Here is a 22,758-nt window from a genome sequence, read left to right as displayed (position 1 = left end):
AAATAAATGGAGATATACATTTATGAATACTAAAGATATATTGGAAATTATTACATTGGGAGAAACAAGCAAAGTTCAATTTAAACAAGATTTGCCTAATTTGGAAAGCATAGCACAAGAAATTGTTGCAATGTCTAATTCTATAGGCGGGCTTATTTTAATTGGAATTAAGGATGTTACCGGCGGCATAGTAGGCTTATCTCCCGAAAAAATAGAGGATTATGATAAAAGGATATCTCAAGCTGCCGATAATTTAAAGCCTCCTGTTTATATTGCAACCGAAGTATTAAAAATAGAAACCCCTGAAACTAAATATATTTTAGCTATTCATATTCAAGAAGGAATAAATAAACCTTATAAAACATCAAAAGGCGAAATATTTATAAAACAAGGAGCAAATAAAAGACTTGTTACCGATAATTCGGAAATAATGCGTTTATTCCAACAAAGTGCAAATTTGCTTGCAGATGAAATGGAAGTTTATGGATCCTCCGTCGATGATATCAATAAAGAAAAATTTTCAGACTTTTTTAAAAAAGAATTCGGTACAACATACGAAGATAAGGGATTAAATCTTGAGCAGGCCTTAAAAGCAAAACGGGTTTTACGAAATGAACACTTAACGCTTGCGGGATTACTTTTTTTTGGAAAAAATCCTCAAGAAATAAAACCGGCTTTTACGATTAAATTTGTCTCTTTTTTTGGAAACGATATATCGGAAAATTACTATAGAAGCAAACCTTCGGATTTAAAAGGAACAATCCCCGAACTTTTTGATGAAGCTATGAGATATTTAAAATCTTGTTTACACCATGTTCAAAAAGAACAGGGTTTTAATTCGACAGGTATTCTTGAAATCTCCGAAATAGCGCTTATTGAAATATTACAAAATGCCTTGCTGCATAGAGATTATTTTAAAAATTCCCCGATTAGAATTCTCATTTTTGATAATAGAGTTGAAATAATTAGTCCGGGTAAATTGCCTAATAGCCTGACTGTCGAAGAAATAAAATTCGGAAATCCTGTAATAAGAAATAACCAATTAGTTTCTTACGCTTTGCATCTTTTACCTTTTAGCGGTTTAGGGTCAGGCATTAAAAGAGCTATATCCGAACAGCCTAATATAGAATTAATAAATGATATTCAAGGTGAACAATTTAAAGTAATTATACCAAGACCGGAAAAATCTAAATGAGCAAATATCCTTTTGTTAGGACATTTAAGCTCTTGGCGGTTTGGGCTGTAATTACCATAACTTCCGAATTAGCCGTAAAACTTCAAGCAACCTTAAATGCCCTTATACACGACAAAAAATTCAACGAAAAAGTTTCTACCGATTTTGTAGAGCTGGAAAGAATTTAAGACAGATCTTTAGTGCTTAAATCTTTTTTAAAAAGTTTAATCACTATAAATGCAGATAAAACCGTAACTAACGTGTCTACTATCGGGCTTGAAATCCAAATTCCCCGTGTTCCAAAAAACAGTGGGAGAATTAATACGGCCGGAATATAAAGTAAAAATTGACGGGCAATTACTAACATACCTGCGTACTTCGCTTTACCTAAAGCTTGAAAAAGGGTTAAATTGATAATCATAATTGCCGACAAAGGAAATAAAGAAATAGCAAGCATTGAATTTGTTCTTCCTAAAGATATAAGGTTATTATTTTCCAAAAATAGCCCCAAAACCCTTTCAGGCATAATTAAAAATACCAGCCAAAATATTAATGATAAAAATAATCCGAAACCGTAAAAAAGAAAGGTTCCTTTTTTTACCCTGTCGAGTTTTTGTGCTCCGAAATTGGTTCCTGCAAAGGGCTGATAGCCCTGACTTATTCCCCAAAGAGGAATAAAGGATAACATTAGATATCTAAAAAAAGCCCCCATCAAAATTACTTGCTCTTCTCCGCCGTATCTTTTTAATGTAGAATACATAACGGCCTGCTGTAAAAGGGCAAAGACTTGCATCAACATTGCAGAAAAGCCGATTGAAAGTGTTTCTTTTACGATACTTTTTTGAAGCTTAAAGTGTTTGAATTTAACGTTTTTGCTGAAGAATGCGAAGTAACAAAAATTACAAATTGCAAGAACCACTTGAGATATTACGGTTGCTATAGCGGCGCCTTCAAGTCCCTTTTTTAAAACAATTACAAAGACTGCATCCAAAATAATATTTAATACGGCACTTATACCCATCAAAAGCATAGCAAGACCCATTCGGCCTTCCCCTCTCATAACCATGTTGGCTGCTTGACCGAAGTTTACAAAGACTGAACCGATATATACAATCCGCAGATAGCTTACTCCTAATCGGAGCATTTCTCCTTCCGCTCCTATAAGGCTTAAAAGTTGAGGTGCAAAAATTAATCCGATTGTCATAGTTCCCAATGAAAAAAGGAGCGTCAACAAAAGGACATTTCCCATAATGGAATCAACGGTTTCTTGATCGCTTCTTCCCACCGCTCTCGAAAGAACCGAAGCGGAACCTATACCTACTAAAACGGCAATACCGTTATTTATCAGTGTAAATGTATAGGCTACACTGATTGCTCCTAAAGCTAGGCTGCTTACATATCTTCCTACGAATATTGCATCCACAAAGCTGTATAAGCTGATGACAAACATTCCGATAATGCCCGGAATGCTGAGCTCAAGCATCAGCTTGAACATATTACCTGAAATTAAATGTTCTCTTTTATCCGTCATAAGAACCTCCATAACTGACGTATACGTCAGTTATATTATATAAAAAGAGAAAATAAAGTCAATAACGGCTAACTAATTTTTTTTATTCGATTGTAAAGCTTTTTTTTACACAAGAATAGAGAAAGTCGTGGAGCTCTCTTTTTCCCTCATCAAAAACGGTTTTGTCTTCAAAGAGTTCGTAGATTATAAGGATTCCGTTAAAAAGACGGGAGTAGAGCCGTCCTGTTTTGTTTGTTTTATACTTTATTTTTTTACCTTCAAAAGTCCCTTCTTTAAACAAATGTTCCAGATTTTCGTTTATAAACTTATGAGCTTGATTTTCAAGTTTCCAAAAAAGAGTCTCATATTCTTTGTCATATAGAATTTCGGCAAGAAACATTAGATAAAGCCGTTTTTCGGGAACATCATCAAATAGTTTTGCTTCTAAGGCTTGGGTTACAATTTCGTAAGGATCATCAATTTTTTTTGCAGAACTAAAAATTTCTTCGTTGCGTCTGTATCGAAAATAGTTTCCTTCCTGCATTATGGCAAACATTATAGCCTTCGTACTTTTAAAGTACTGATAAACTCCTCCTTTTGAAAGGCTTGTGGCAGCAACAATATCTTCCATCGTAGTATTATGAAAACCCTTTTTTAAAAACACCTTTTTTGCAGCTTCTATTATCTCATGCGTCCGCTCTTCTTTTGTTTTCCGTTTAAATTTAGCCATATCTATATTATAAGGAAAAAGTAAAAAAAAGAAAGGGATATGTTAAAAGCGGAGAAAAAAACTTATTGACAAACAAAAAAAAAGCACCTATAATACCTTTCTGAGGTTCAAAATGAAGAAATTTGTAGGAACTACATCCAGAGGTTTGATTGCCCCGATAATCCGCGAGGGAGACGACATAGCCTCCATTGCTGCCGAAACTCTTTTAAATGCCGCAAAAGCCGAAAACTTTACAATAAAAGATAAAGATATTCTTTCTGTCACAGAATCCATAGTTGCCCGCGCACAGGGAAACTATGCAACAGCTGACGATATAGCAGCCGATATAAAGGCAAAATTCGGAAACTCATGTATAGGCCTGATTTTTCCTATTTTAAGCCGGAACCGTTTTTCGGTTTGTTTGGAAGGCATAGCCCGTTCAAAAAATAAACTTGTCATTATGCTAAGCTATCCAAGCGATGAGGTAGGTAATCACTTGATTGACCCGGATGTTTTTGAAGATTCCGATGTAAACCCATGGACAAATTCATTTACAAGAGAAGAATTTAGAAGCAAATTCGGAGACCACAAGCATAAATTCACAGGGATGGATTATATAGAATATTATGATTCGATAATAAAAAAACATAATCCCGAATCCTTTGTAATCCTCTCCAATGATCCGAAAAAAATAATAGAATATACAGATTCGGTTTTAGCCTGCGATATTCATACACGGAATAGAACAAAAAAACTTTTAAAAAAAGCCGGAGCAAAGATAGTTTTAGGCCTTGACGATATTTTAAGCAGCCCGGTAAATGGAAGCGGTTTTAATTCGGATTACGGACTTCTGGGTTCCAATAAGTCCGGAGAAGATAGAGTAAAACTCTTTCCCCATAATGCACAAGTTATTGTCGATAAGATACAGGCTATAATAAAAGAAAAAACAGGAAAAACCATCGAGGTTATGGTTTATGGAGACGGAGCTTTTAAGGACCCGATAGGTAAAATTTGGGAACTTGCCGATCCGGTTGTTTCGCCGGCTTATACAAAGGGACTTGAAGGCAAGCCCAATGAGGTAAAGCTAAAGTATCTGGCAGACAACAACTTCAAAGACTTAAATGAAGAAGATCAAAAGAAAAAAATAGCCGAATATATTGAAAATCATCAAAAAGAAACAGCCTCCCATATAGACTCTATGGAGTCCCAAGGAACGACCCCGCGGAGACTTATAGACTTAATCGGTTCACTTTCAGACCTTACATCGGGAAGCGGAGACAAGGGAACCCCTATAATATTTATACAGGGATATTTCGACAAGTATACAGGATAAATTTTTAGCTTGAAGATGTGCTATGCTTATACGGGAAAAAATTGAATTCACAAATAAAAAAGAAAAGAAAAAGCAGGCTTTTTTAGGAAGTCTTTTTGTATTTCTGTATGCTTTTCTTATAATGTTAATAATTTGGCTTTTGGGAGTTTTTCCTCATGCCCAGATAGATCAGCTTATCTTTACAGCCGTAACACCCATTGACGGTACAAGCAGTGCAGTTCTTCTAAGTTTTTATTTAAAAGCCCTTGTAATTCCGATAATCCTATCTTTTGTAAACCTCATTTTGATCCTAAAAGAAATAAAACTTGTTTTAAAACCAAAAAAAGGAAAATCTTACAGACTCTTCCCTGTTTTGGTAAGAAGGCCCCGCCTTTATGTTTTGATTTACATTTGTATTTTTTTAGGCTACAGCCAATATAAATTCGGGTATATTCAATATATTTATTATAAATTAAGCCCTCCAACGGATCTTTATGAAACTAACTATATAGATCCTTCAAAGGTAGAATTTAATTTTCCTCCAAAAAAGAGAAATCTTATAATCCTCTACCTTGAATCGATGGAAATAAGTGCTACATCAAAAGAATTCGGAGGCTTATCCCGTTACGATCTTATTCCCGAATTACGCGGGATAGCCGAACAAAACCTCTCATTCAGCCACTGTGAAAAATTGGGCGGAGGGACCCAGGTTATGGGAACATCACATTCCATAGCCTCTCTTACTTCCCTAAATATGGGAGTTCCGTTAATTTTAAATCTTCCTTCTTTCGACTCATCTTCTGTTAAACTTTCATCTTTAAATACTTCTTCAATAAAAATCGATAATTTTATAGAAGGGGGTTACGGACTCGGAGATCTTTTATATGATAACGGCTACAATCTTGTGTTCAGCATGGCTGCAGACAAAAATTTCGGCTGTTTGGGTAATTTTTTAACCAATCATAAAAATTTTAAAATTCAGGATTATGCTTACTTTGTAGAAACCGGAAGAATCCCTCAAGGCTACAATGTGTGGTGGGGTTTTGAAGACGAAAAGCTTTATCAATTTGCACGGGAAGACATTACGGAGCTTTCAAAAGAAGATAAGCCTTTTGCCTATATTTTCTTTACTGCCGACACACATTCTCCCCACGGTTATGCCGATGAAAAATGCCCCAACATTTATTTTGAAAAAATACACAACGTATACGCCGGAGCATCAAAAAAAGCTTATGATTTTGTAGAATGGGCAAAAACTCAAGACTTTTATGAAAACACCACAATAGTCATTTTAGGAGATCACTTGTACATGGGCGGAGATTTATACCTGCCGACCGTCAAACTACAAGACAGGCATCCCTACAATGCCTTTATAAATTCTGCAAAGACAACTGATAAAACCAAAAACCGGCAATTTACAACCTTTGATTTTTTTCCCACAGTCGTAGAAAGCATGGGCATCGAATTTAATGCTAAGGGCTTAGGTCTCGGACGCTCTCTTTTTTCGGGCGAAAAAACTCTTCTTGAAGAAAAAGGCTTAAAGAAGCTTAACTCCGAAATTGAAAAGCCTTCAATCTTTTACGAAGAAAATTTAATGAAAAAAGATAATGCCGGCCTAACACATAGATAGAATTACGGGAAGCGGAGTACATTGCAAAGTAATAAATCATATGCTAAAATAGTTTAATTATATTTGTGAGGTAGAATTGTGAAAATAGGAATTTTTGGAGCAGAGGAACAAGAAGTTCGGCTCTTAAAAGAATATTTTACCGGAAACTGCATAAAAATTGCCGGTTTGGATTTTTTTGACGGTGTTATAATGGAACAAAAGATTGTGCTAGTATGCGGCGGAATTGGTAAAGTAAATGCAGCCTTATGTTCTCAAATCCTTATTTCCGAATTTAAGGTTGATGCTCTTATAAATACAGGAACCGCGGGTGCCTTGTTGGAGGGCTTAAATGTTTTTGATATTGTTCTTTCTACAGATGCCGTTCAGCACGATGTAGATGCTTCGTGTTTCGGCTATCCTCCGGGGCAGATTCCTAAGACCGAGTCTCCTTTTTGGCAAGCCGATAAAAATCTTAAAAAGACTGCTTTTGATGCTTTTAAAATTTTACAAGCAGAAAGCGGAGATGAAAACATAAAAAAGCTTAAGCTTGTTGAAGGGCGGATTGCTTCAGGAGATGTTTTTGTTTCGGAAGCAAAAGCTCGTGAAAAAATTATCAAAAAATTTAATCCCGCCTGTGTTGAGATGGAGGGAGCAGCTGTTGCACAGGTTTGTACCCTAAATAAAATTCCTTTTTTAATTTTAAGGAGCATGTCCGATACGGCAGGAAAGGACAAAATTGCAAAAATATCTTATGATGTTTTTTCAGCTCAAGCTGCAAAAAATTCTTCTATGCTGGTTTTGGAAATGCTTAAACAGCTTTAATCTTTTTTGTTTATTGATATGGATAGTTTTAGTTTTACAACGGTTCAAGGGAAAACCGAAGTTTTTTACTGCGATGAGTCTTCTTTACCGCTTGTAGGCACATCCGGCGGGATGTACATCGCCGATTCCAATACTGCTCCTATTGCAAAGAGTGCAAAAAATTTCCGCCATGATCTTCCCTTGGTTATAATTGAAGCCGGAGAAGAAAATAAAAATTTTACTTCCCTTGTATCTATTTTAAAAACCGCCCTCGATGCGGGCCTAAGCCGGAACTCTGTTTTTATCGGAGTCGGGGGAGGGCTTGTCTGCGATTTGGCAGCCTTTGCTGCCTCGGTTTATATGAGGGGAGCAAAATGCAAGCTTGTTCCTACCAGTCTTTTGGCTATGGCGGATGCAGCCATCGGCGGAAAAACTGCAATAAATTTTGACGGTTATAAAAACATGGTAGGAACTTTTTTTAAGGCTGATGAAGTTTACATAAGCCCAAAGGTCTTAAAAAGTTTAAGCGAGGCGGAGTATCTTTCAGGAATGTTCGAGATATTTAAGATGGGGCTTTTATATTCTAAAGATATTTATCGGGCCTTTAGATTGCAAAGGGAAAAAATATTAGCTAGAGATGAAGGCCTTTGCTTGGAGCTTGTAAAAAAAGCTGTTGAAGCAAAAGCACTGGTTGTAAGCCGTGATTTTGACGAAAAAAATGAAAGAGCTTTTTTAAACTTGGGGCACACCTTTGGCCATGCGCTGGAATCCGTCTTAAATTTTTCAAAGATTTCGCACGGCGAGGCTGTTGCATGGGGAATATCAAAAGCGATACTCTTAGGTAAAAAATTAGGTTTAACCGATTCTTCCTATGCGGATGAGGTTTGTGCCGTTATACATTCTTATAGCCGCATAGATGTTCCGCTCTTATATGATAAAGAGAAGGTTCTTTTAGCAATGAAAAAAGATAAAAAAAATATAGATGCTAAAATCCGTTTGATTTTACAAAAAAATATTTGTGAAACTTTTATTTATGAAGCCTCTGAAAAAGACATCAGGGAGGTTCTATGATTTATTTGGATTGGGCGGCAACAGCCATTCCACAAGAAGATATAATTACGGAGGCCTTAAAAAAATCTTTTAAATATTTTGCAAATCCTTCTTCAAAGCATTTTTTAGGTAAGGACGCTCGAAAAGTTTTGGAAGATACTCGTTCGGAAATTGCAGAACTTTTGAATACGGCTCCTGAGCATATTATTTTTACATCGGGAGGAACCGAGGGAGATTATATTCCTATGCTCTCTCTATTATCCCTGCCGTCTCCCTGTTCGATTGCGGTGAGCAGCATAGAGCACTCTGCAGTCAGGGAACAGGCTGCCGTTATGAAGGTACGGGGTTATAAGATTTTACAAATTCCTTCGGACAAAAACGGTTTTATAAGTGCCGATGCAGTTTTAAAAACCATAGAGCCCGATACGGCCTTTGTTTCGGTAATGGCGGTAAACAATGAAACCGGAGCAATCCAGCCCATCGCCGAAATAGGAAAGGCTCTTGAAGAATATTCTAAGGGAAAACGAAGAATCCATTTTCATACTGATGCAGTTCAAGCTATAGGAAAGATTCCTTTTGAACTTTCAAAACTATCCATCCATTCGGCTTCTTTTAGCGGACATAAAATAGGAGCACCCAGAGGAATCGGTTTTTTGTATCTTGCTAAAAATATGGAGGTATTTATCCGCGGGGGCGGACAAGAAAATGGCCTAAGGCCCGGGACCGAAAACCTTGCAGGTATTTTAGCTCTGTCCGGCTGCTTAAAAAAATATTATAAAAACTTAAACAGCTATGTTTTTCATGCAAAAGAGTTAATGGATTTTTTAATTGAAGAACTGGCAAGTATTGAGGGCCTAAGCTTTATTCCCGAATCCCGTCTGCAGTTAAAGGATAACTTTTCGCCGTGGATTTTACAGTTTGCGGTTAAAGAATTAACCGGAGAAGTCCTTGTACGCTGCTTGTCCGAAAAGGGCATCTGCATCTCTACAGGTTCTGCATGTTCATCAAAAAAACAAATCCGCCCCGTTTTAGAGGCTATGAAAATTGATGCTAAAGTGCAGCAAAACTCAGTGCGGGTTTCAATAGGGCCTTTAACACAAAAGATTGAGCTTGAAGTTTTTGTTAAAACCCTAAAAGAAACATTAATAGAATTCCGCTGATTAAATTAAGTGCTTTATTGGAATTACTACTTGTTATTTTCTTGTTCTTCTTTTAGTTGTGCCGTAATCTTTGATTGACGGGCCAGCCGGTTAGCCAACAATCGGGATAAGAAAATACCGTAATGGGGATGCTCCTCAATCAACTGCATAAACTTCATCTTAGGAATCTTTACAAGAGAACCTTCGCCGATAGATACGACAGTAGCGGATCTTCTGTCATTCATCAAAAAGGCCATTTCTCCTATAAAAATGTCAGCCGGTGTTAAAACCGACATCAATTTATTGTTTACATAGACGGCATAGCGTCCTGAGCTTATATAGAAAAGATCGCTTGAATCCTCGTTTTCGCGGCAGACAATCTGCATGTGTTTGAAGGTTAGTAATTGCTGGGATTTTAAAATAGCCGGTGTCAAGTTTGCTATATTTCTTTGGTTATTTACCTCAAATGAAACCTCATTCCCAATATTATTATAGCGTAGATTTTTAACAAGGGTTTGAGAAAGTTTAATACCCATTCCGTGAAGGCCTGCTTCAAAGTCTGATTCAAGATGGCTCTTCCAGTCAAAACCGTTCCCTTCATCTTTGATAGTTATCTTTGTTTTTTCAGGCAGTATCGAATATGTGATATAAACTTTTTCCTTTTTTATTTCGGGCTGTTTTTGCTTTTCGGTAATTAAATCCAACATATTTTTTCCGCTTCGCAGCCATTTATTTTTTTCTTCATACGAGATGTTACAGTTTCCGTGTTCTACTGCATTAAGCAAAAATTCCATCATTGCAGTTTGTAAGGAAGACCTTTCTTCTTCATTGACTCTGTTGGTATTGTAAAGATAAGTTCCTATCAGGTTGGCGTAGAAAACTATTTCAAATGGGTCGGTATCGCTTACAAAATGACCTGTTTCTTTTTCATCAGCCCTCTGATGCATTCCTCTGTTAAAAAGAAAATGCTGATGTTGGTTTAAAATCTTTATAATCTGTTCGGTATTTTTTTCAAAATCTTTTCTTGTACATACAAATAAAAAGTTAGGCTCCTTTATTTGTTCAAGCTTTGCTTTTTCTTGACGGTCATTGGTAATGGCTATAATTCCTCCGAATAAAAGCCACGGATCCTCTTTTATAATTTTAACACAAGAGTCGGCATCGATATTCGGATCTCCGAAATCGATGATCTTGATTTCAGGCATTTCGTATTTAAAAAACGAAACAATATCTTCATATTTATCAAGGACTGCAATATCGACGTTTTCTATGTTTTTTGCAGCAGCTTTTAATCCGTTTACTGTAGTCTGTATTGTGCTTATTATAGGGACCTTTTTCATCAATATTTCCTTTAAAAAGTTACTTGTATTATAGCATAAATTTGAAATACATACTATACTTTAATGATGAATATGAACGATTTATCTTTTTTTCAAGGAAAAGCTTCTCCCTTAGGCACAAAATTAAGCTGTGATGGAGTGAATTTCAGCGTCTTTTCGCGAAATGCAAAGGAAATAGTTCTCCACATATTTGAAAATGTAGAGGATTCCGATCCGATAATTTCATATAAACTGGATCCTCAAGTAAATAAAACCGGTGATGTTTGGCATGTATTTGTTTCCGGTTTAAAAAGTTGGGCCTTTTATTTGTATACGGCTGATGGAGAGTTTTCTCCTTCCGCAGGTTTTTTATTCGATGAAAATAATTACTTGCTTGATCCTTACGCAAGGCTTATAAGTTCTCATTCAGTATTTAATTCGGAACAAACTTTAAATCAAATAAACAGTAAAATTTCCGGCGGTAAAAATCAATATAAAAGGACGGCAAAGGGTTTCCCAAAATGTGTAGTTGTGGATGATAGGGAATTCGATTGGCAGGGAGATAAACCCTTAAATATTCCGCTCCAAAGATGTGTGATATATGAAGCTCATGTAAAGGGCTTTTCTTTTTTAAACGATAAAATAAGTCCTACAAAACGGGGTAAATATTCAGGCCTTGTGGAGCTGATTCCATATTTAAAGGATTTGGGAATTACTTCTCTTGAGCTCCTGCCTGTTTTTGATTTTGATGAAAACGAAAATATGAATATAAACCCCAAAACCGGCGTTCGGCTAAAAAATTATTGGGGGTATAGTACAATTGCTTTTTTTGCACCTAAGGCCCTCTATGCTGAAGATCCCGGTAATGCCGTAAACGAGTTTAAATTTATGGTCAGGGAATTTCATAAAGCAGGCATCGAAATAATCTTGGATGTGGTGTTTAACCATACTGCAGAAGGAAACGAAAACGGTCCCGTTTTTTCTTTTAAGGGATTGGATAATTCCATTTATTATCATCTTGAAGATAATAAGCTCTATTATAAAAATTTTTCGGGCTGCGGGAACAGCCTAAAAACCTCGGAGATTCCCGTTATAAAATTTATATTGGATTGTCTGCGGTATTGGGTAACGGAAATGCATGTAGACGGATTCCGTTTTGATTTAGCTCCCGTTCTGGCACGCGATAAAACCGGAAGTATAGATTTAAATTCTTTTATGATACAGGCCATCGCAGATGACTCCGTGCTTCACTCTACAAAGATTATAGCTGAAGCTTGGGATGCTGCCGGTGCGTACATGGTAGGAAAATTTCCCGGGCGTTGGGCGGAATGGAACGATTTATTCCGTAACTCCGTCAGAGAGTTTTGGTTGCAGCCCAATCCTGATATAAGACACTTGGCAACCAGAGTAACCGGTTCTGCGGATTTATATTCTCAAAAAGGCAGAAGGCCTTATCAGTCAATAAATTTTGTTTGCTGTCATGACGGCTTTACCCTTTGCGATTTGCTAAGCTATTCCGAAAAACATAACGAAGAAAACGGGGAGAATAACCGTGACGGCTCAAATGAAAATTTAAGCTATAATCATGGAATAGAAGGAGCCGCATCTATCGAGATTGAAAGAATGCGTATGCGGTCTGCAAAAAATATTTTGACAACGCTTATTCTTTCAGCCGGTACACCTATGATTAACATGGGAGATGAAGTATTCCGTACACAAAACGGAAACAATAATGCTTATTGTCAGGATAATGAAATGTCGTGGTTTGATTGGGATCTTTTAAATGAAAATAAGGATTTGCTCGAATTTACCAAAAAACTTATCAATTTAAGGAAGACTCATTTTTCTTTTTTAAGAAAACATTTTTTTACCGGAGTTTCGAAAATTAACGGTACTCCAAGCGATATAACTTGGTTTGATTATCAGGCACAAAAACCTAATTGGAACGCTCCTTCAAATTTCTTAGCCTTTTTAATAGACGGCAACAAAATTAATTTGGAAAGCGATGAAGATGATAACGATTTTTATGTTATGACCAATAGTTATAACAACGATATAACCGTGAGGCTTCCTCCTCCGTCTTCCGGCGGGAAGATATGGCATCGCCTTATAGACACCTCGTACACCGACGGAAAAGATTTTTTAGATGAAGAACATACCGAGCAGATTATGAATCAGCAAATATATGTAGTGCTTGCCCGTACAACTGTGGTTTTAATTTCAAAATAAAGAAGTCCCCTTGTTCAAACTGCCCGATAGTGTTATACTTATTTAACAAAAATTCTTAAAGGAGAACTTTGATGAAGACAATAAAGTTGGACGATTTTAAAAATTACTCATTTTTAAGTAACCTTAAATTTTCGGAAGACGGAAGATATGCGGCCTATATTTGTGCTCATGCCGATCTAAACGAAAATGATTATAACAAAGCCCTTTTCCTTTTGGACATGGAAACAAAAAAGACAAAGCAGCTTACGGGCGAGGATGTAAATTCTTTTTACGGCTTTGACGGCGACCGCCTCCTTTTTTCTGCAAGAAGAACAAAAAAAGAAAAGGAAGAAAAAGAGAAAACCTTTGTTTATGCTATCCCCGTTTCGGGCGGTGAAGCCTTGCTTGCCTACACCTTCCCCCATCCCGTTTTAAAAATGGAATTTGCCGATAAAAAGACGGCTGTTGTTTTACACTCATGGAAGGATGACCCGTTTAAAAAGCTGCCTAAAGAAAAGGCAGAAGAAGCAAAAAAAGATGAAGCCGATTATGAAACCTTTGAAGAGATTCCGTTTTGGAGCAACGGGGGAGGCTTTACCTCGCGCAAGAGAAATCGGCTCTTTGTTTATAATCTTTCAAACATGAAGGGTACGGCTCTAACCGATGAGTTTACTCAGGTTGACGGTTTTGATTTTGATAAAAAGACCCAAGAGATTTTATTTACTAAGGCGACTTATACCGATAAGATGCCCATCTATAATGAGCTGATGCTCATGCCCTTAAAACCAAAAAAGGCAAAGCTCTTAAATGGCGGTCAAGATTTTATGTACGCCGATGCCAAATTCTTCGGAGATAAAATTCTTTATACGGGTGCCGACGGAAAAAAATACGGCGTAAACCAAGATGCCGATATTTATCTTATTCCCAAAACCGGAACAGGAGCGAAGATGATTTCGCCCAAGGATTATGACAAGAGCTTATGGAATTCCGTGGGTTCCGATTCAAGGTACGGAGGCGGTGCTAACTCCCATGTCAAAGACGGAAAATATTATTTTATTACAACCGAGGATGATTCTTCCTTTGTAAATGTCATTGACGAAAAAGGAGAACTAAAGCAGCTTATTACCGAAAAAGGTTCTGTAGACTGCTTTGCCGTTCATGAAGAAAAAATTCTTTTTATCGGTTTTAGAAAACAAGAATTACAAGAGGTTTATCTTTTTGAAGATAAAAAAGAAACCTGCCTCACAAAGCACAATGCTTACGCTGCAAAATTGCAAAAGATTGTGCCGGAAGAATTCGAGTTTACAAATGACGGGGTTAAACTCCACGGCTTTGTTTTAAAGCCCTTAAACTACAAGACCGGAAAAAAATATCCCGGAATCTTGACAATTCACGGCGGGCCTAAGACCGCTTACGGTTCAATCTTCTACCACGAGATGCAGTTTTTAGCTCAATCCGGTTACTTTGTGTTTTATACGAATCCCCGCGGTGCCGACGGAATGGGCAGAGCCTTTGCAGATATCCGGGGCAAGTACGGAACAATCGACTATTCCGATTTAATGAAGCTTACGGATGAGGTTCTAAAAAAATACAAGGATATCGACAAGGAAAAAGTAGGCGTTATGGGAGGCTCTTACGGCGGCTTTATGACCAACTGGATTATCGGTCACACAAACCGCTTTGCTGCAGCCTGTTCCCAGCGTTCAATTTCAAACTGGATTTCCAAATTCGGAATTACCGATATCGGTTATTATTTTAATTCCGACCAAAACGGAGGAGTTACTCCTTGGAAGGGTGTAGAAAAAATGTGGGATCACAGCCCGCTCAAGTATGCCGATAAGTGCAAAACTCCGACCCTTTTTATTCAGTCGGATGAGGATTACCGCTGCTTTGAGGCCTGCGCCTTCCAAATGTTTACGGCTCTAAAATATCACGGCTGCGAGGCAAAACTTGTCTTGTTCCATGGGGAAAATCATGACCTATCCCGAACTGGAAAACCCAAGCACCGAATCCGCCGCTTAACTGAAATATTCAACTGGTTTGAAAAGTATCTTAAAAAATAAAGGTTTAAGGCGTCTTTAACTTCCAAATACTTAAATCCGAAAATTAATCCGGATTTTGTTAAGTTAAGGACGCCTCTTTTATAAGATTTCCATATTCTGCCGCCCTTTTAAAATAGGTATTTCGTCCTTGCATCTATCTTAACATAGAACTTAATGCAAATGCTTGCTTAATTTAGCGTTTTAGAGTATAATATCACCTATATATGACTCATGGATCAAAAGGTTCTGACAATTCTAAATTATCCTCTACTTCTGAAGAGATTTTAAAAAATGTTTTCGGCTATGATGAATTTAGGCTTTTCCAAAAAGAAATAATTGATTGTGTTTTGCAGAGAAAAGATACCCTTGCAGTCTTGCCGACTGGCGGAGGCAAATCCCTATGTTATCAAGTTCCTGCTCTCATTTTTGAAGGTCTGACTGTCGTTGTATCGCCTTTGATATCTCTAATGCATGATCAAATTTGCGGATTGGAAACTGTAGGAATAAAAGCAGCCGCCTTAAATAGCTCCTTAGATTGGGAAAAATATGCCGATAATATACGCCGTATTAAAAACGGAGAAGTGAAAATCCTCTATGTTTCTCCCGAAACCTTGGCTAGTGATAGATGTAAAGAACTTCTTTCTTCTATTAAGGTAGATTGTATTACTATAGATGAAGCACACTGCATTTCGGAATGGGGGCATGATTTTAGACCGGAATATCGCCAATTAGCCGGTATTCGTAAGCTGATACCGGATGCGGTTTGTCTTGCTCTTACAGCTACTGCAACCGAAAAGGTCCGTTCAGATATAAAGAAGATGCTCAAGCTTAAATCAGCTAAAGAATTTGTTGCCAGCTTTAACCGTAAGAATATTTTTTTGGAGGTTAAGGAAAACCAAAAACCCTTTGAGCAGGCCTCCGACTTTTTAAAAGACCATAAGGGCGAAAGCGGAATAATCTATTGCTTTTCCAGGAAGCAGGCAGATACCCTGTCGGTGCAATTATCGGTTTTAGGATATAATGCAAAACCCTATCATGCAGGACTATCCGATGAGCTTAGGCAAAAAACTCAAAACGATTTTATAAATGACGATATAGAAATAATTGTAGCAACCGTTGCTTTTGGAATGGGTATAAATAAACCGAATGTGCGTTTTGTTATTCATTTTGATTTGCCCAAGAGTATAGAGCAATATTATCAAGAAATAGGACGCGCAGGAAGAGACGGAAAACCGGCTCATGCTCTCTTGCTTTTTTCAGGAGCCGATATTTTTAAGCTTAAATTTTTGATGCAGGATAAGGCTCCCGATGAAGTCAAAAAGGCTGAAGCAATGCTTTCTGCCATTAGTAATTATGCACAAGCCAACAGCTGCCGGCGGCGGGCGATTTTAAAATATTTCGGAGAAAACATATCTGAAGGAAAATTAAAAGAAATACAGGGCGAGTCCCCTTGCTGTGATTTTTGTTCTAGAGAAAAAATAGAAAAAACCGATTTAACTGTTCCGGTTCAAAAATTTTTGTCCTGTGTTATACGGACGGGCTGCCGTTTTGGAGCCAGCTATATAATCGATGTACTTTTAGGTTCAAAACAAAAACGAATTCTTGAAAACAAGCATAATGACCTTTCCGTTTGGGGGATAGGCACTGAATTTAACCGAGAAGGATGGTTTAATCTTGTCCGTATTTTGTTGGCTGAAGACTACCTCGTAAAGGACGAAGATTATTCGGTTTTGTCGCTTACACAAAAGGCAAAGGAAGAACTTCAATCCCGTACGGCAATTTTTCTTCCTTTTGATTATGAAAAAGAAAATTCGGATAAACAGGATATAAAAGAAAAAATTAAACCGCCCCCTTCCGACGATACTTTGGACCCGGTTGGAACTGCTATAGTTAAATCCTTAAACCAAAAGCGCCGAGATCTTGCTGATGAAGCAAGAGTTCCGGCTTATGTTATTTTTTCGGATAAAACTATTTTTGATCTGGGTGTAAAAAAGCCTTCTTCAATTGAAGAACTTGATAATATCTTTGGTATAGGTAAGGCAAAAAAAGAAAAGTATGGAGAGATGATTATTCAACTCGTTACCTCTAATAACAAATGATAAGGATATTAAGGTTTTAAAATATGAATATCTTAACCGATAAATTTAAAGAAGTATTAATGTCGGTTTTACCGATTGTTATCTTGACTACTGTTCTTAATTTTGCATTTATTCATATCGATTATCAAGTCTTTATTAGATTTTTAATCGGAAGTGTATGCATAATATTAGGCCTTGCTTTATTTCTGTTTGGAATCGAAATGAGCGTTACAAAAATCGGTTTACAGATGGGAAAAGAAATTACAAAGCGGAATAAAATTTTTATTTTGATTTTAGGAGGCTTTGCCCTCGGCTTTTTAATTTCAATTGCAGAACCTGATTTACAGATTTTAGCAAGTCAGGTAAATACGGTAACGAAAAGCGGTATTCCGGCTTTAAGGCTCATTGTAGTCGTTTCTGTCGGTGTTGCAGCCTTTGTGGTTTTCGGTATATTGCGAACGGTATTCAATATTTCGCAAAAAATTGTTTTTGCAGTTTCATACGGCATTATATTTTTACTTGCATTATTTTCTTCGGCAGAGTTTATTTCAATTGCCTTCGATTCTTCCGGAACTACAACAGGCGCTATAACCGTTCCGTTTATTTTGGCCTTGGCTGCAGGTGTTTCCGAGATGAAAAAAGATTCGGCTGCTTCCGAGCGGGATGCTTTCGGTCTTGTAGGTATGGCATCTGCCGGAGCAATCTTAGCGGTATTGGCTTTAAGCGTATTAGGAAAAACAAAAGAAATATCCGCCGATGATTTTGTATTCAATTTAGATGTACATGCACAAATATTTTATCCCTTTGCTGAACATTTTTTACCGGTACTTTATGAATGTATTATGTCTCTTTTACCCTTGACCGTAATATTTTTAATTACAAACTTTATAAGCATTAAGTTGCGGGTCAAGGATTTAATTCCCATTATTAAAGGTCTTATAATTACATTGATAGGCTTATTTCTATTTATGTGGGGAGCAAAATCGGGCTTTTTAGATGTCGGAATAGCGATGGGAAGCCGATTGGGAGAAATAGGCACACGGCCTTTAATTCTTTTTATCGGAGCCCTGATAGGTACTGTTTCTATTTTGGCCGAACCTGCCGTATATGTTTTGACGGTACAAATAGAAAATGTAACAAGCGGCCATATTCCGCGCAAAATAGTTTTAATATTTTTATGTATAGGAGTCAGTTTTGCAGTAATGCTTTCTTTACTTAGAATTATAGAGCCGGCATTTCAGCTATGGCATATCTTACTTCCTGGATATATAGTTTCGCTTTTATTATCAATCATCGTTCCGGATCTTTTTGTAAGTATAGCCTTTGATGCCGGAGGCGTCGCGTCAGGTCCAATGACGGCAACATTTGTTTTATCCCTTGCACAGGGGCTTGCCGATTCTACGCCGACAGCGAATGTTTTAATAGACGGCTTTGGAATTATAGCCGCCGTAGCTTTAGCTCCTATTATTTCGTTACAAATTTTAGGATTGATATTTAAAATTAAAAGCGGAGGAGAGCAAAAATGAAAGATTTTTCCCTTCTGATTATTTTAGTACCTTTTGGGCGTGCACGTAAAATCGTAAGATATGCTAAAGACAAGGGTCTTACCGGCGCTACAATAATGATTGCCTTTGGTACGGTAAAAAGTAAACTTCTTGATTTTTTAGGAATTCAAGAAACAAGAAAAGAATTGATTTTAACGGCCGGACATGGAGATGTTTTAGACGGTCTTATGGATAATCTAAATAACAAATTCAATCTTACACGGAAGAATTTCGGTATAGCATTCCGTATGCCTTTAAGTTTTATTAATATTAAAAATGCCCTGGAAGGAGAAAAGCCCGTATTTAAACGGGAGGAGGTAAAAACTATGAAATCTGCCATTTTTACTGTTGTTGATAGAGGAAAAGCCGGTGAGGTCGTTGATGCTTCGCTTGATGCAGGAGCTCGCGGCGGAACAATAATTCATGCACGAGGCTCCGGCTTAAACCAAACGAAAGTTATCTTTGATATGGAAATTGAACCCGAAAAAGAAATTGTTTTAACTATTGTCGATGATGATAAGCTTGAAAAAGTTGTTGATGCAATTAGAAAAAACTCCGATGTAGAAAAAGACGGACATGGAATTCTTTTTGTTATTCCGATAAGCAAGGCTTACGGCATAAAATAGGTGTTTATAGGATGAACGAGCCTCCTCCGCAATGGCTTTATATTTTACTCTTAATTGTTCTTCTTTTTTTATCGATGATTTTTTCATCGGGAGAAACTGCTTTTTTATCAGTAAATAAATTGAAGATAAAATATTTACGCGAAAAGAAAAATAAAAAAGCGGCAAGAGTTGAAAAAATTTTAAAAAATAAACAAAAATTTTTAACGACTTCTTTAATCGGAAACAGTCTGGTAAATATTTTAATATCGGTAATATTAACCGCTTTGCTTGTAAAATTGGTAGGAGCAAAAGGCTTGAGTATTGCAGTAACAGCTGCAACAATTGCAATTTTAATTTTCGGCGAGATACTGCCTAAATCGATTGCCTTGGTTTTTTCGGAACCGATAGCCTTAAGATTCTCAGGCTTTATTTTGTTTTTAATTAAAGTGCTTGCACCTATCGAATGGCTTTTTTCAGGTTTTACAAAATTCTTTTTAAAGTTTTTAGGTGTAAAAAATCTGCAATCGAATGAGGCATTGACCGATGCAGACTTAAAAGATTTTTTTGATGTGAGTCAAGCGCATGGAGACCTTCGCTCGGAAGAAAAAGCCGTCCTCGAAAAAATATTAAGCTACGGGGATATAACCGTAAAAAATATTATGACACCCAGACCAGATATAATAGGCCTTACCTCTGATGTAAACCCTGAAGAAATTATAGAGCTTTCCCATTCTTCAAGATTTTCAAGATTTCCGGTTTATGAAGAAGACATAGATGAAATTATCGGTATTTTTTATATTAAAGATTTTTTGTTTTCGGAAGCGGCTGCAAAAGATTTCTTGCAAGAGTCAAAAGAAAAATTTGATATAAAAAGATATTTACGCAAACCTGTTCTTGTTTTTGAAAACACCGAACTTTCAAAGTTACAGGAAATATTTAGAAAAGAACAACAGAACATGGTTGTGATTATCGACGAGTACGGCGGAACTTTAGGTATTGCAACTCTTGAAGACTTAAATGAAGAGATATTCGGAAACATAGCCGATGAATACGATACCGACGATGCAGCTGCAGAGGATCCCAATCTTGATAATATAAATGATGAATCAACTCAAAATATGACTCAAATTATTTTAGGCAGCATGAGGCTGAGCGATTTAAATGAGGATCTGGGTACAAATTTATCTTCGGACTATTATGATACAATAGGCGGCTTGATTATGGAAAAATGCGGAGAGGTTCCGCAAATAGGTTCCACCATAAAAATAGAAAACTATAATTTCACGGTTATGAAAACCGAAGGAAACAGAATAAGCGAACTGCAAGTAAATATTGCCGGAGATGAAGAATGAAATTTGAATTAGCTTTAATGATAGTAGAATTTATAGCTCTTCTTTTTTGTGCATTCTTTTTTTCTGCAACCGAAACGGCAATTACGGCAATTACAAGAACCGAATATAAGACAATAAAAAAAAGCCGGACAAAAAAGAACAAAAATCTAGCATTTCTTATTGAAAGAAAAGATGAAATTGTAAGTGCAACCCTGATAGGTACCAATTTTGTAAACACTCTTTCTTCCGGTTTGATAACGGCCTTTGTGATAGATATGTATGGACAGCAGTATATTCCGGCTGCTACTGCTATTGCAACAATTCTTATAATTATCTTTGCTGAAATTTTACCCAAGGCTGTCGCCGCTTATAATTCCGTAGAAATCACGAAAACTTTTTTAGTACCTCTGTCGGTTGTAAGGCTTCTTTTAAAACCGCTTATTTTTATTTTTTCTCTTATGTCTAACTTTATTATTAAACTTGTCTCAAAAAAACAGAAAAATCAAAATTCCGAACTTTCCGAAGATTATTTAGAAACGCTTATAAATATAAGTTTGGCAGACGGGACTTTTCAAACGGGCGAGCATGAATTAATTAAAAGAGCTGTGAGGCTCCATGAATTAAAACTGCAAAGCATAATGACAAAAAAAGAGGATATTGTCAGCCTCGATATAAATTCATCTCTCGAAACTATGATAAGCATTTTTCGTAAAACAATGTTTTCCCGCCTTCCCGTTTATAAGGGAGAAAAAGATAAAATAATAGGCAGTGTGCATTATAAGGATATTTTATTTTATAGAAGCCATAAAGCGGAAATGGATATAAATAAAATTATAAGGCGGGCCCTATTTATTCCGAAAACAGCAAATATTTTTTCGGCTATAAAAACGATGAGTAAAAATAAAAGAAATATGGCCTTTGTTATAGATGAATACGGTTCCTCTGCGGGGCTTATCACAATTGATGATATAAGCACGGCTATCTTCGGTTCCATTCAAGATGAGTATTCTAAAACAAAAACCAATCCTTTAAGCGGAATGAAGATTGTTGACGGTACGCATATTTTAATTCCCGGAGCTGTCCCTATAGTTCAGCTTAATAGAATTTTAAATACCGATTTTCATTCGGATTATAACGATACGATAGGCGGCCTTATTCTTGAAACGGCAGAATACCTTCCTAAAGAGGGGGAAAAGATTAATGTTGGAGAAATCGAATTTAAAGTAGAAAAAGTTGAGATGGGGAAAATTATTTCTCTTATTGCAGATGTTTCTAAAATTACGGCTGGGGCACAATTCCCAAAAGCTTTTCTATAATATCGTCAGCGGTTAAGTTATCGGCGGCAGCTTCATAAGAAAGTTTAAGCCTATGCCTAAGAGCCGCATATGCGACGGCTTTTACATCTTCAGGAATTACATAATCTCTTCCATTAAATAGAGCCTTTATCTTTGCACATTTTTGAATAGCTATTCCGGCTCTTGGAGATGCCCCATAAAGAATATAGCTTAGGTAGTTCCCGTGAATATAGTCATCCTGCTTTACGTTTTTTACGGGACGGGTAGCGGCAATGATTGAAACTATATAGCTTGTAATTTCGGAAGAACACTTGACTTGTTCTACAGCATTGCGTAGAGTTTCTAAGTTTTCCGGCGTCAAAACGGCTTCGGCCGGATTGATATTTGAGCTTTGACCGAGGTTTTGCCCCATGTTTTGGCTCGGCCCTAGGCTTGAAAATTTATTCACTATATCTATTTCTTCTTGAATAGACGGATACGGAACGAATAGTTTTAACAAAAAGCGGTCAAGTTCGGCTTCGGGCAGGGGATAGGTACCTTCCTGCTCGATAGGGTTTTGTGTGGCAAGTACAAAAAAAGGCGCAGGTAAAGAAAAAGAATTTTCTCCGATTGTAACCTGCCCTTCGGCCATGGCTTCCAAAAGTGCAGACTGCACCTTTGCAGGAGCTCTGTTTATTTCATCGGCCAAAACAATATTTGCAAAAACGGGACCCCTCCTTACGGAAAACTTACCGATACTTTGCTGATAAATCAAGGTTCCTATTAAATCGGCAGGAAGAAGGTCAGGCGTAAATTGAATACGCTTAAAGCTTGCGCTGGCCAGCTCTGCAAAGGTTTTTACTATGAGAGTTTTTGCAAGGCCGGGCACACCTTCAAGGAGCACATGGCCGCCTGCAATATACGCAGTTAAAATTCCTTCTATGAGTTCTTGCTGGCCCACAATCCGTTCTGCCATCTTTGCTTTAAAATTTTCTACTATCGTTTTATAGCTTGTATCGATCATAGTATCATTTTACGCCTTATGTTAAAATT

Annotated in this window: 18 protein-coding genes; 14 read left to right on the top strand and 4 right to left on the bottom strand. The window is 37.0% G+C overall.

Annotated elements, in window-relative coordinates; genetic code table 11:
* Positions 1–22 precede the first annotated feature (22 nt).
* A complete protein-coding gene (locus E4N78_RS00180; protein ID WP_255811120.1) occupies positions 23–1,195 on the top strand; it encodes an RNA-binding domain-containing protein in 1,173 nt (390 codons plus the stop codon).
* The gene (locus E4N78_RS00175) at positions 1,192–1,362 is read left to right on the top strand and encodes a hypothetical protein (protein ID WP_255811119.1); all 171 of its coding nucleotides are present in this window, start codon (positions 1,192–1,194) and stop codon (positions 1,360–1,362) included. Before E4N78_RS00180 ends, E4N78_RS00175 begins: the two co-directional genes overlap by 4 nt.
* On the opposite strand, the gene E4N78_RS00170 is transcribed toward E4N78_RS00175, so the two are convergent.
* Entirely contained in the window at positions 1,359–2,705 is a 1,347-nt protein-coding gene (locus E4N78_RS00170) for an MATE family efflux transporter (RefSeq protein WP_255811118.1), read from the bottom strand. The two genes, E4N78_RS00175 and E4N78_RS00170, sit on opposite strands and share 4 nt — an antisense overlap.
* Positions 2,706–2,787: 82 nt before the next feature.
* On the bottom strand, positions 2,788–3,414 hold the full coding sequence (locus E4N78_RS00165) for a TetR/AcrR family transcriptional regulator (protein ID WP_255811117.1): 627 nt from the start codon (positions 3,412–3,414) through the stop codon (positions 2,788–2,790).
* 112 nt (positions 3,415–3,526) lie between these two features.
* On the opposite strand from E4N78_RS00165, the gene E4N78_RS00160 reads away from it, so the two are divergent.
* The 5 genes from E4N78_RS00160 (at position 3,527) to E4N78_RS00140 (ending at position 9,325) form a co-directional block, all read left to right on the top strand.
* On the top strand, positions 3,527–4,726 hold the full coding sequence (locus E4N78_RS00160; RefSeq protein ID WP_255811116.1) for a coenzyme F420-0:L-glutamate ligase: 1,200 nt from the start codon (positions 3,527–3,529) through the stop codon (positions 4,724–4,726).
* A 22-nt stretch (positions 4,727–4,748) separates the two neighbouring features.
* Entirely contained in the window at positions 4,749–6,335 is a 1,587-nt protein-coding gene (locus E4N78_RS00155) for an LTA synthase family protein (RefSeq protein WP_255811115.1), read from the top strand.
* Between the two features lie 78 nt (positions 6,336–6,413).
* Positions 6,414–7,136: a 5'-methylthioadenosine/adenosylhomocysteine nucleosidase gene (locus E4N78_RS00150; protein ID WP_255811114.1), complete on the top strand. Its 723-nt coding sequence runs from the start codon at positions 6,414–6,416 to the stop codon at positions 7,134–7,136.
* Positions 7,137–7,154: 18 nt separating this feature from the next.
* Entirely contained in the window at positions 7,155–8,186 is a 1,032-nt protein-coding gene (locus tag E4N78_RS00145) for a 3-dehydroquinate synthase (protein ID WP_255811113.1), read from the top strand.
* Entirely contained in the window at positions 8,183–9,325 is a 1,143-nt protein-coding gene (locus E4N78_RS00140; RefSeq protein WP_255811112.1) for a cysteine desulfurase family protein, read from the top strand. Before E4N78_RS00145 ends, E4N78_RS00140 begins: the two co-directional genes overlap by 4 nt.
* A 26-nt stretch (positions 9,326–9,351) precedes the next feature.
* Here E4N78_RS00140 and E4N78_RS00135 read toward each other — a convergent pair whose 3' ends face one another.
* Positions 9,352–10,644: a cyclic nucleotide-binding domain-containing protein gene (locus E4N78_RS00135; RefSeq protein ID WP_255811111.1), complete on the bottom strand. Its 1,293-nt coding sequence runs from the start codon at positions 10,642–10,644 to the stop codon at positions 9,352–9,354.
* Between the two features lie 63 nt (positions 10,645–10,707).
* On the opposite strand from E4N78_RS00135, the gene glgX reads away from it, so the two are divergent.
* From glgX to E4N78_RS00100, 7 genes are all read left to right on the top strand, one after another.
* Entirely contained in the window at positions 10,708–12,852 is a 2,145-nt protein-coding gene (gene glgX, locus E4N78_RS00130) for a glycogen debranching protein GlgX (RefSeq protein ID WP_255811110.1), read from the top strand.
* Between the two features lie 71 nt (positions 12,853–12,923).
* Positions 12,924–14,894 (top strand): alpha/beta hydrolase family protein, encoded by a 1,971-nt coding sequence (locus E4N78_RS00125; RefSeq protein WP_255811109.1) that lies wholly within the window; start codon positions 12,924–12,926, stop codon positions 14,892–14,894.
* A 203-nt stretch (positions 14,895–15,097) separates the two neighbouring features.
* Positions 15,098–16,972 carry a DNA helicase RecQ gene (recQ, locus tag E4N78_RS00120; protein WP_255811108.1) on the top strand — a complete coding sequence of 625 codons (1,875 nt, stop codon included), beginning with the start codon at positions 15,098–15,100 and terminating at the stop codon, positions 16,970–16,972.
* 23 nt (positions 16,973–16,995) lie between these two features.
* A complete protein-coding gene (locus tag E4N78_RS00115; protein WP_255811107.1) occupies positions 16,996–18,477 on the top strand; it encodes a DUF1538 domain-containing protein in 1,482 nt (493 codons plus the stop codon).
* Complete coding sequence (locus E4N78_RS00110) at positions 18,474–19,121, top strand: P-II family nitrogen regulator (RefSeq protein WP_255811106.1); 648 nt, start codon at positions 18,474–18,476, stop codon at positions 19,119–19,121. The genes E4N78_RS00115 and E4N78_RS00110 overlap by 4 nt, the downstream gene beginning before the upstream one ends.
* A gap of 11 nt (positions 19,122–19,132) precedes the next feature.
* On the top strand, positions 19,133–20,452 hold the full coding sequence (locus E4N78_RS00105; protein WP_255811105.1) for a hemolysin family protein: 1,320 nt from the start codon (positions 19,133–19,135) through the stop codon (positions 20,450–20,452).
* Positions 20,449–21,747, top strand: a complete 1,299-nt coding sequence (locus E4N78_RS00100) for a hemolysin family protein (RefSeq protein WP_255811104.1) — start codon at positions 20,449–20,451, stop codon at positions 21,745–21,747. The genes E4N78_RS00105 and E4N78_RS00100 overlap by 4 nt, the downstream gene beginning before the upstream one ends.
* Here E4N78_RS00100 and E4N78_RS00095 read toward each other — a convergent pair.
* Positions 21,710–22,729 (bottom strand): AAA family ATPase, encoded by a 1,020-nt coding sequence (locus E4N78_RS00095; protein WP_255811103.1) that lies wholly within the window; start codon positions 22,727–22,729, stop codon positions 21,710–21,712. The genes E4N78_RS00100 and E4N78_RS00095 overlap by 38 nt on opposite strands.
* Positions 22,730–22,758 lie beyond the last annotated feature (29 nt).

The organism is Treponema denticola (genome assembly GCF_024400535.1).
Classification (GTDB): Bacteria; Spirochaetota; Spirochaetia; order Treponematales; family Treponemataceae; genus Treponema_B; species Treponema_B denticola_C.
The sequence above is the reverse complement of the archived record's forward strand: the minus strand, read 5'-3'. Positions and strand labels throughout refer to the sequence as shown.

Bases quoted from the DNA above. Each gene is read 5' to 3' on its own strand.
- E4N78_RS00180 (WP_255811120.1), top strand. From the start codon at position 23: ATGAATACTAAAGATATATTGGAAATTATTACATTGGGAGAAACAAGC.
- E4N78_RS00175 (WP_255811119.1), top strand. From the start codon at position 1,192: ATGAGCAAATATCCTTTTGTTAGGACATTTAAGCTCTTGGCGGTTTGG.
- E4N78_RS00170 (WP_255811118.1), bottom strand. From the start codon at position 2,705: ATGACGGATAAAAGAGAACATTTAATTTCAGGTAATATGTTCAAGCTG.
- E4N78_RS00165 (WP_255811117.1), bottom strand. From the start codon at position 3,414: ATGGCTAAATTTAAACGGAAAACAAAAGAAGAGCGGACGCATGAGATA.
- E4N78_RS00160 (WP_255811116.1), top strand. From the start codon at position 3,527: ATGAAGAAATTTGTAGGAACTACATCCAGAGGTTTGATTGCCCCGATA.
- E4N78_RS00155 (WP_255811115.1), top strand. From the start codon at position 4,749: ATGCTTATACGGGAAAAAATTGAATTCACAAATAAAAAAGAAAAGAAA.
- E4N78_RS00145 (WP_255811113.1), top strand. From the start codon at position 7,155: ATGGATAGTTTTAGTTTTACAACGGTTCAAGGGAAAACCGAAGTTTTT.
- E4N78_RS00140 (WP_255811112.1), top strand. From the start codon at position 8,183: ATGATTTATTTGGATTGGGCGGCAACAGCCATTCCACAAGAAGATATA.
- E4N78_RS00135 (WP_255811111.1), bottom strand. From the start codon at position 10,644: ATGAAAAAGGTCCCTATAATAAGCACAATACAGACTACAGTAAACGGA.
- glgX (WP_255811110.1), top strand. From the start codon at position 10,708: ATGATGAATATGAACGATTTATCTTTTTTTCAAGGAAAAGCTTCTCCC.
- E4N78_RS00125 (WP_255811109.1), top strand. From the start codon at position 12,924: ATGAAGACAATAAAGTTGGACGATTTTAAAAATTACTCATTTTTAAGT.
- recQ (WP_255811108.1), top strand. From the start codon at position 15,098: ATGACTCATGGATCAAAAGGTTCTGACAATTCTAAATTATCCTCTACT.
- E4N78_RS00115 (WP_255811107.1), top strand. From the start codon at position 16,996: ATGAATATCTTAACCGATAAATTTAAAGAAGTATTAATGTCGGTTTTA.
- E4N78_RS00110 (WP_255811106.1), top strand. From the start codon at position 18,474: ATGAAAGATTTTTCCCTTCTGATTATTTTAGTACCTTTTGGGCGTGCA.
- E4N78_RS00105 (WP_255811105.1), top strand. From the start codon at position 19,133: ATGAACGAGCCTCCTCCGCAATGGCTTTATATTTTACTCTTAATTGTT.
- E4N78_RS00100 (WP_255811104.1), top strand. From the start codon at position 20,449: ATGAAATTTGAATTAGCTTTAATGATAGTAGAATTTATAGCTCTTCTT.
- E4N78_RS00095 (WP_255811103.1), bottom strand. From the start codon at position 22,729: ATGATCGATACAAGCTATAAAACGATAGTAGAAAATTTTAAAGCAAAG.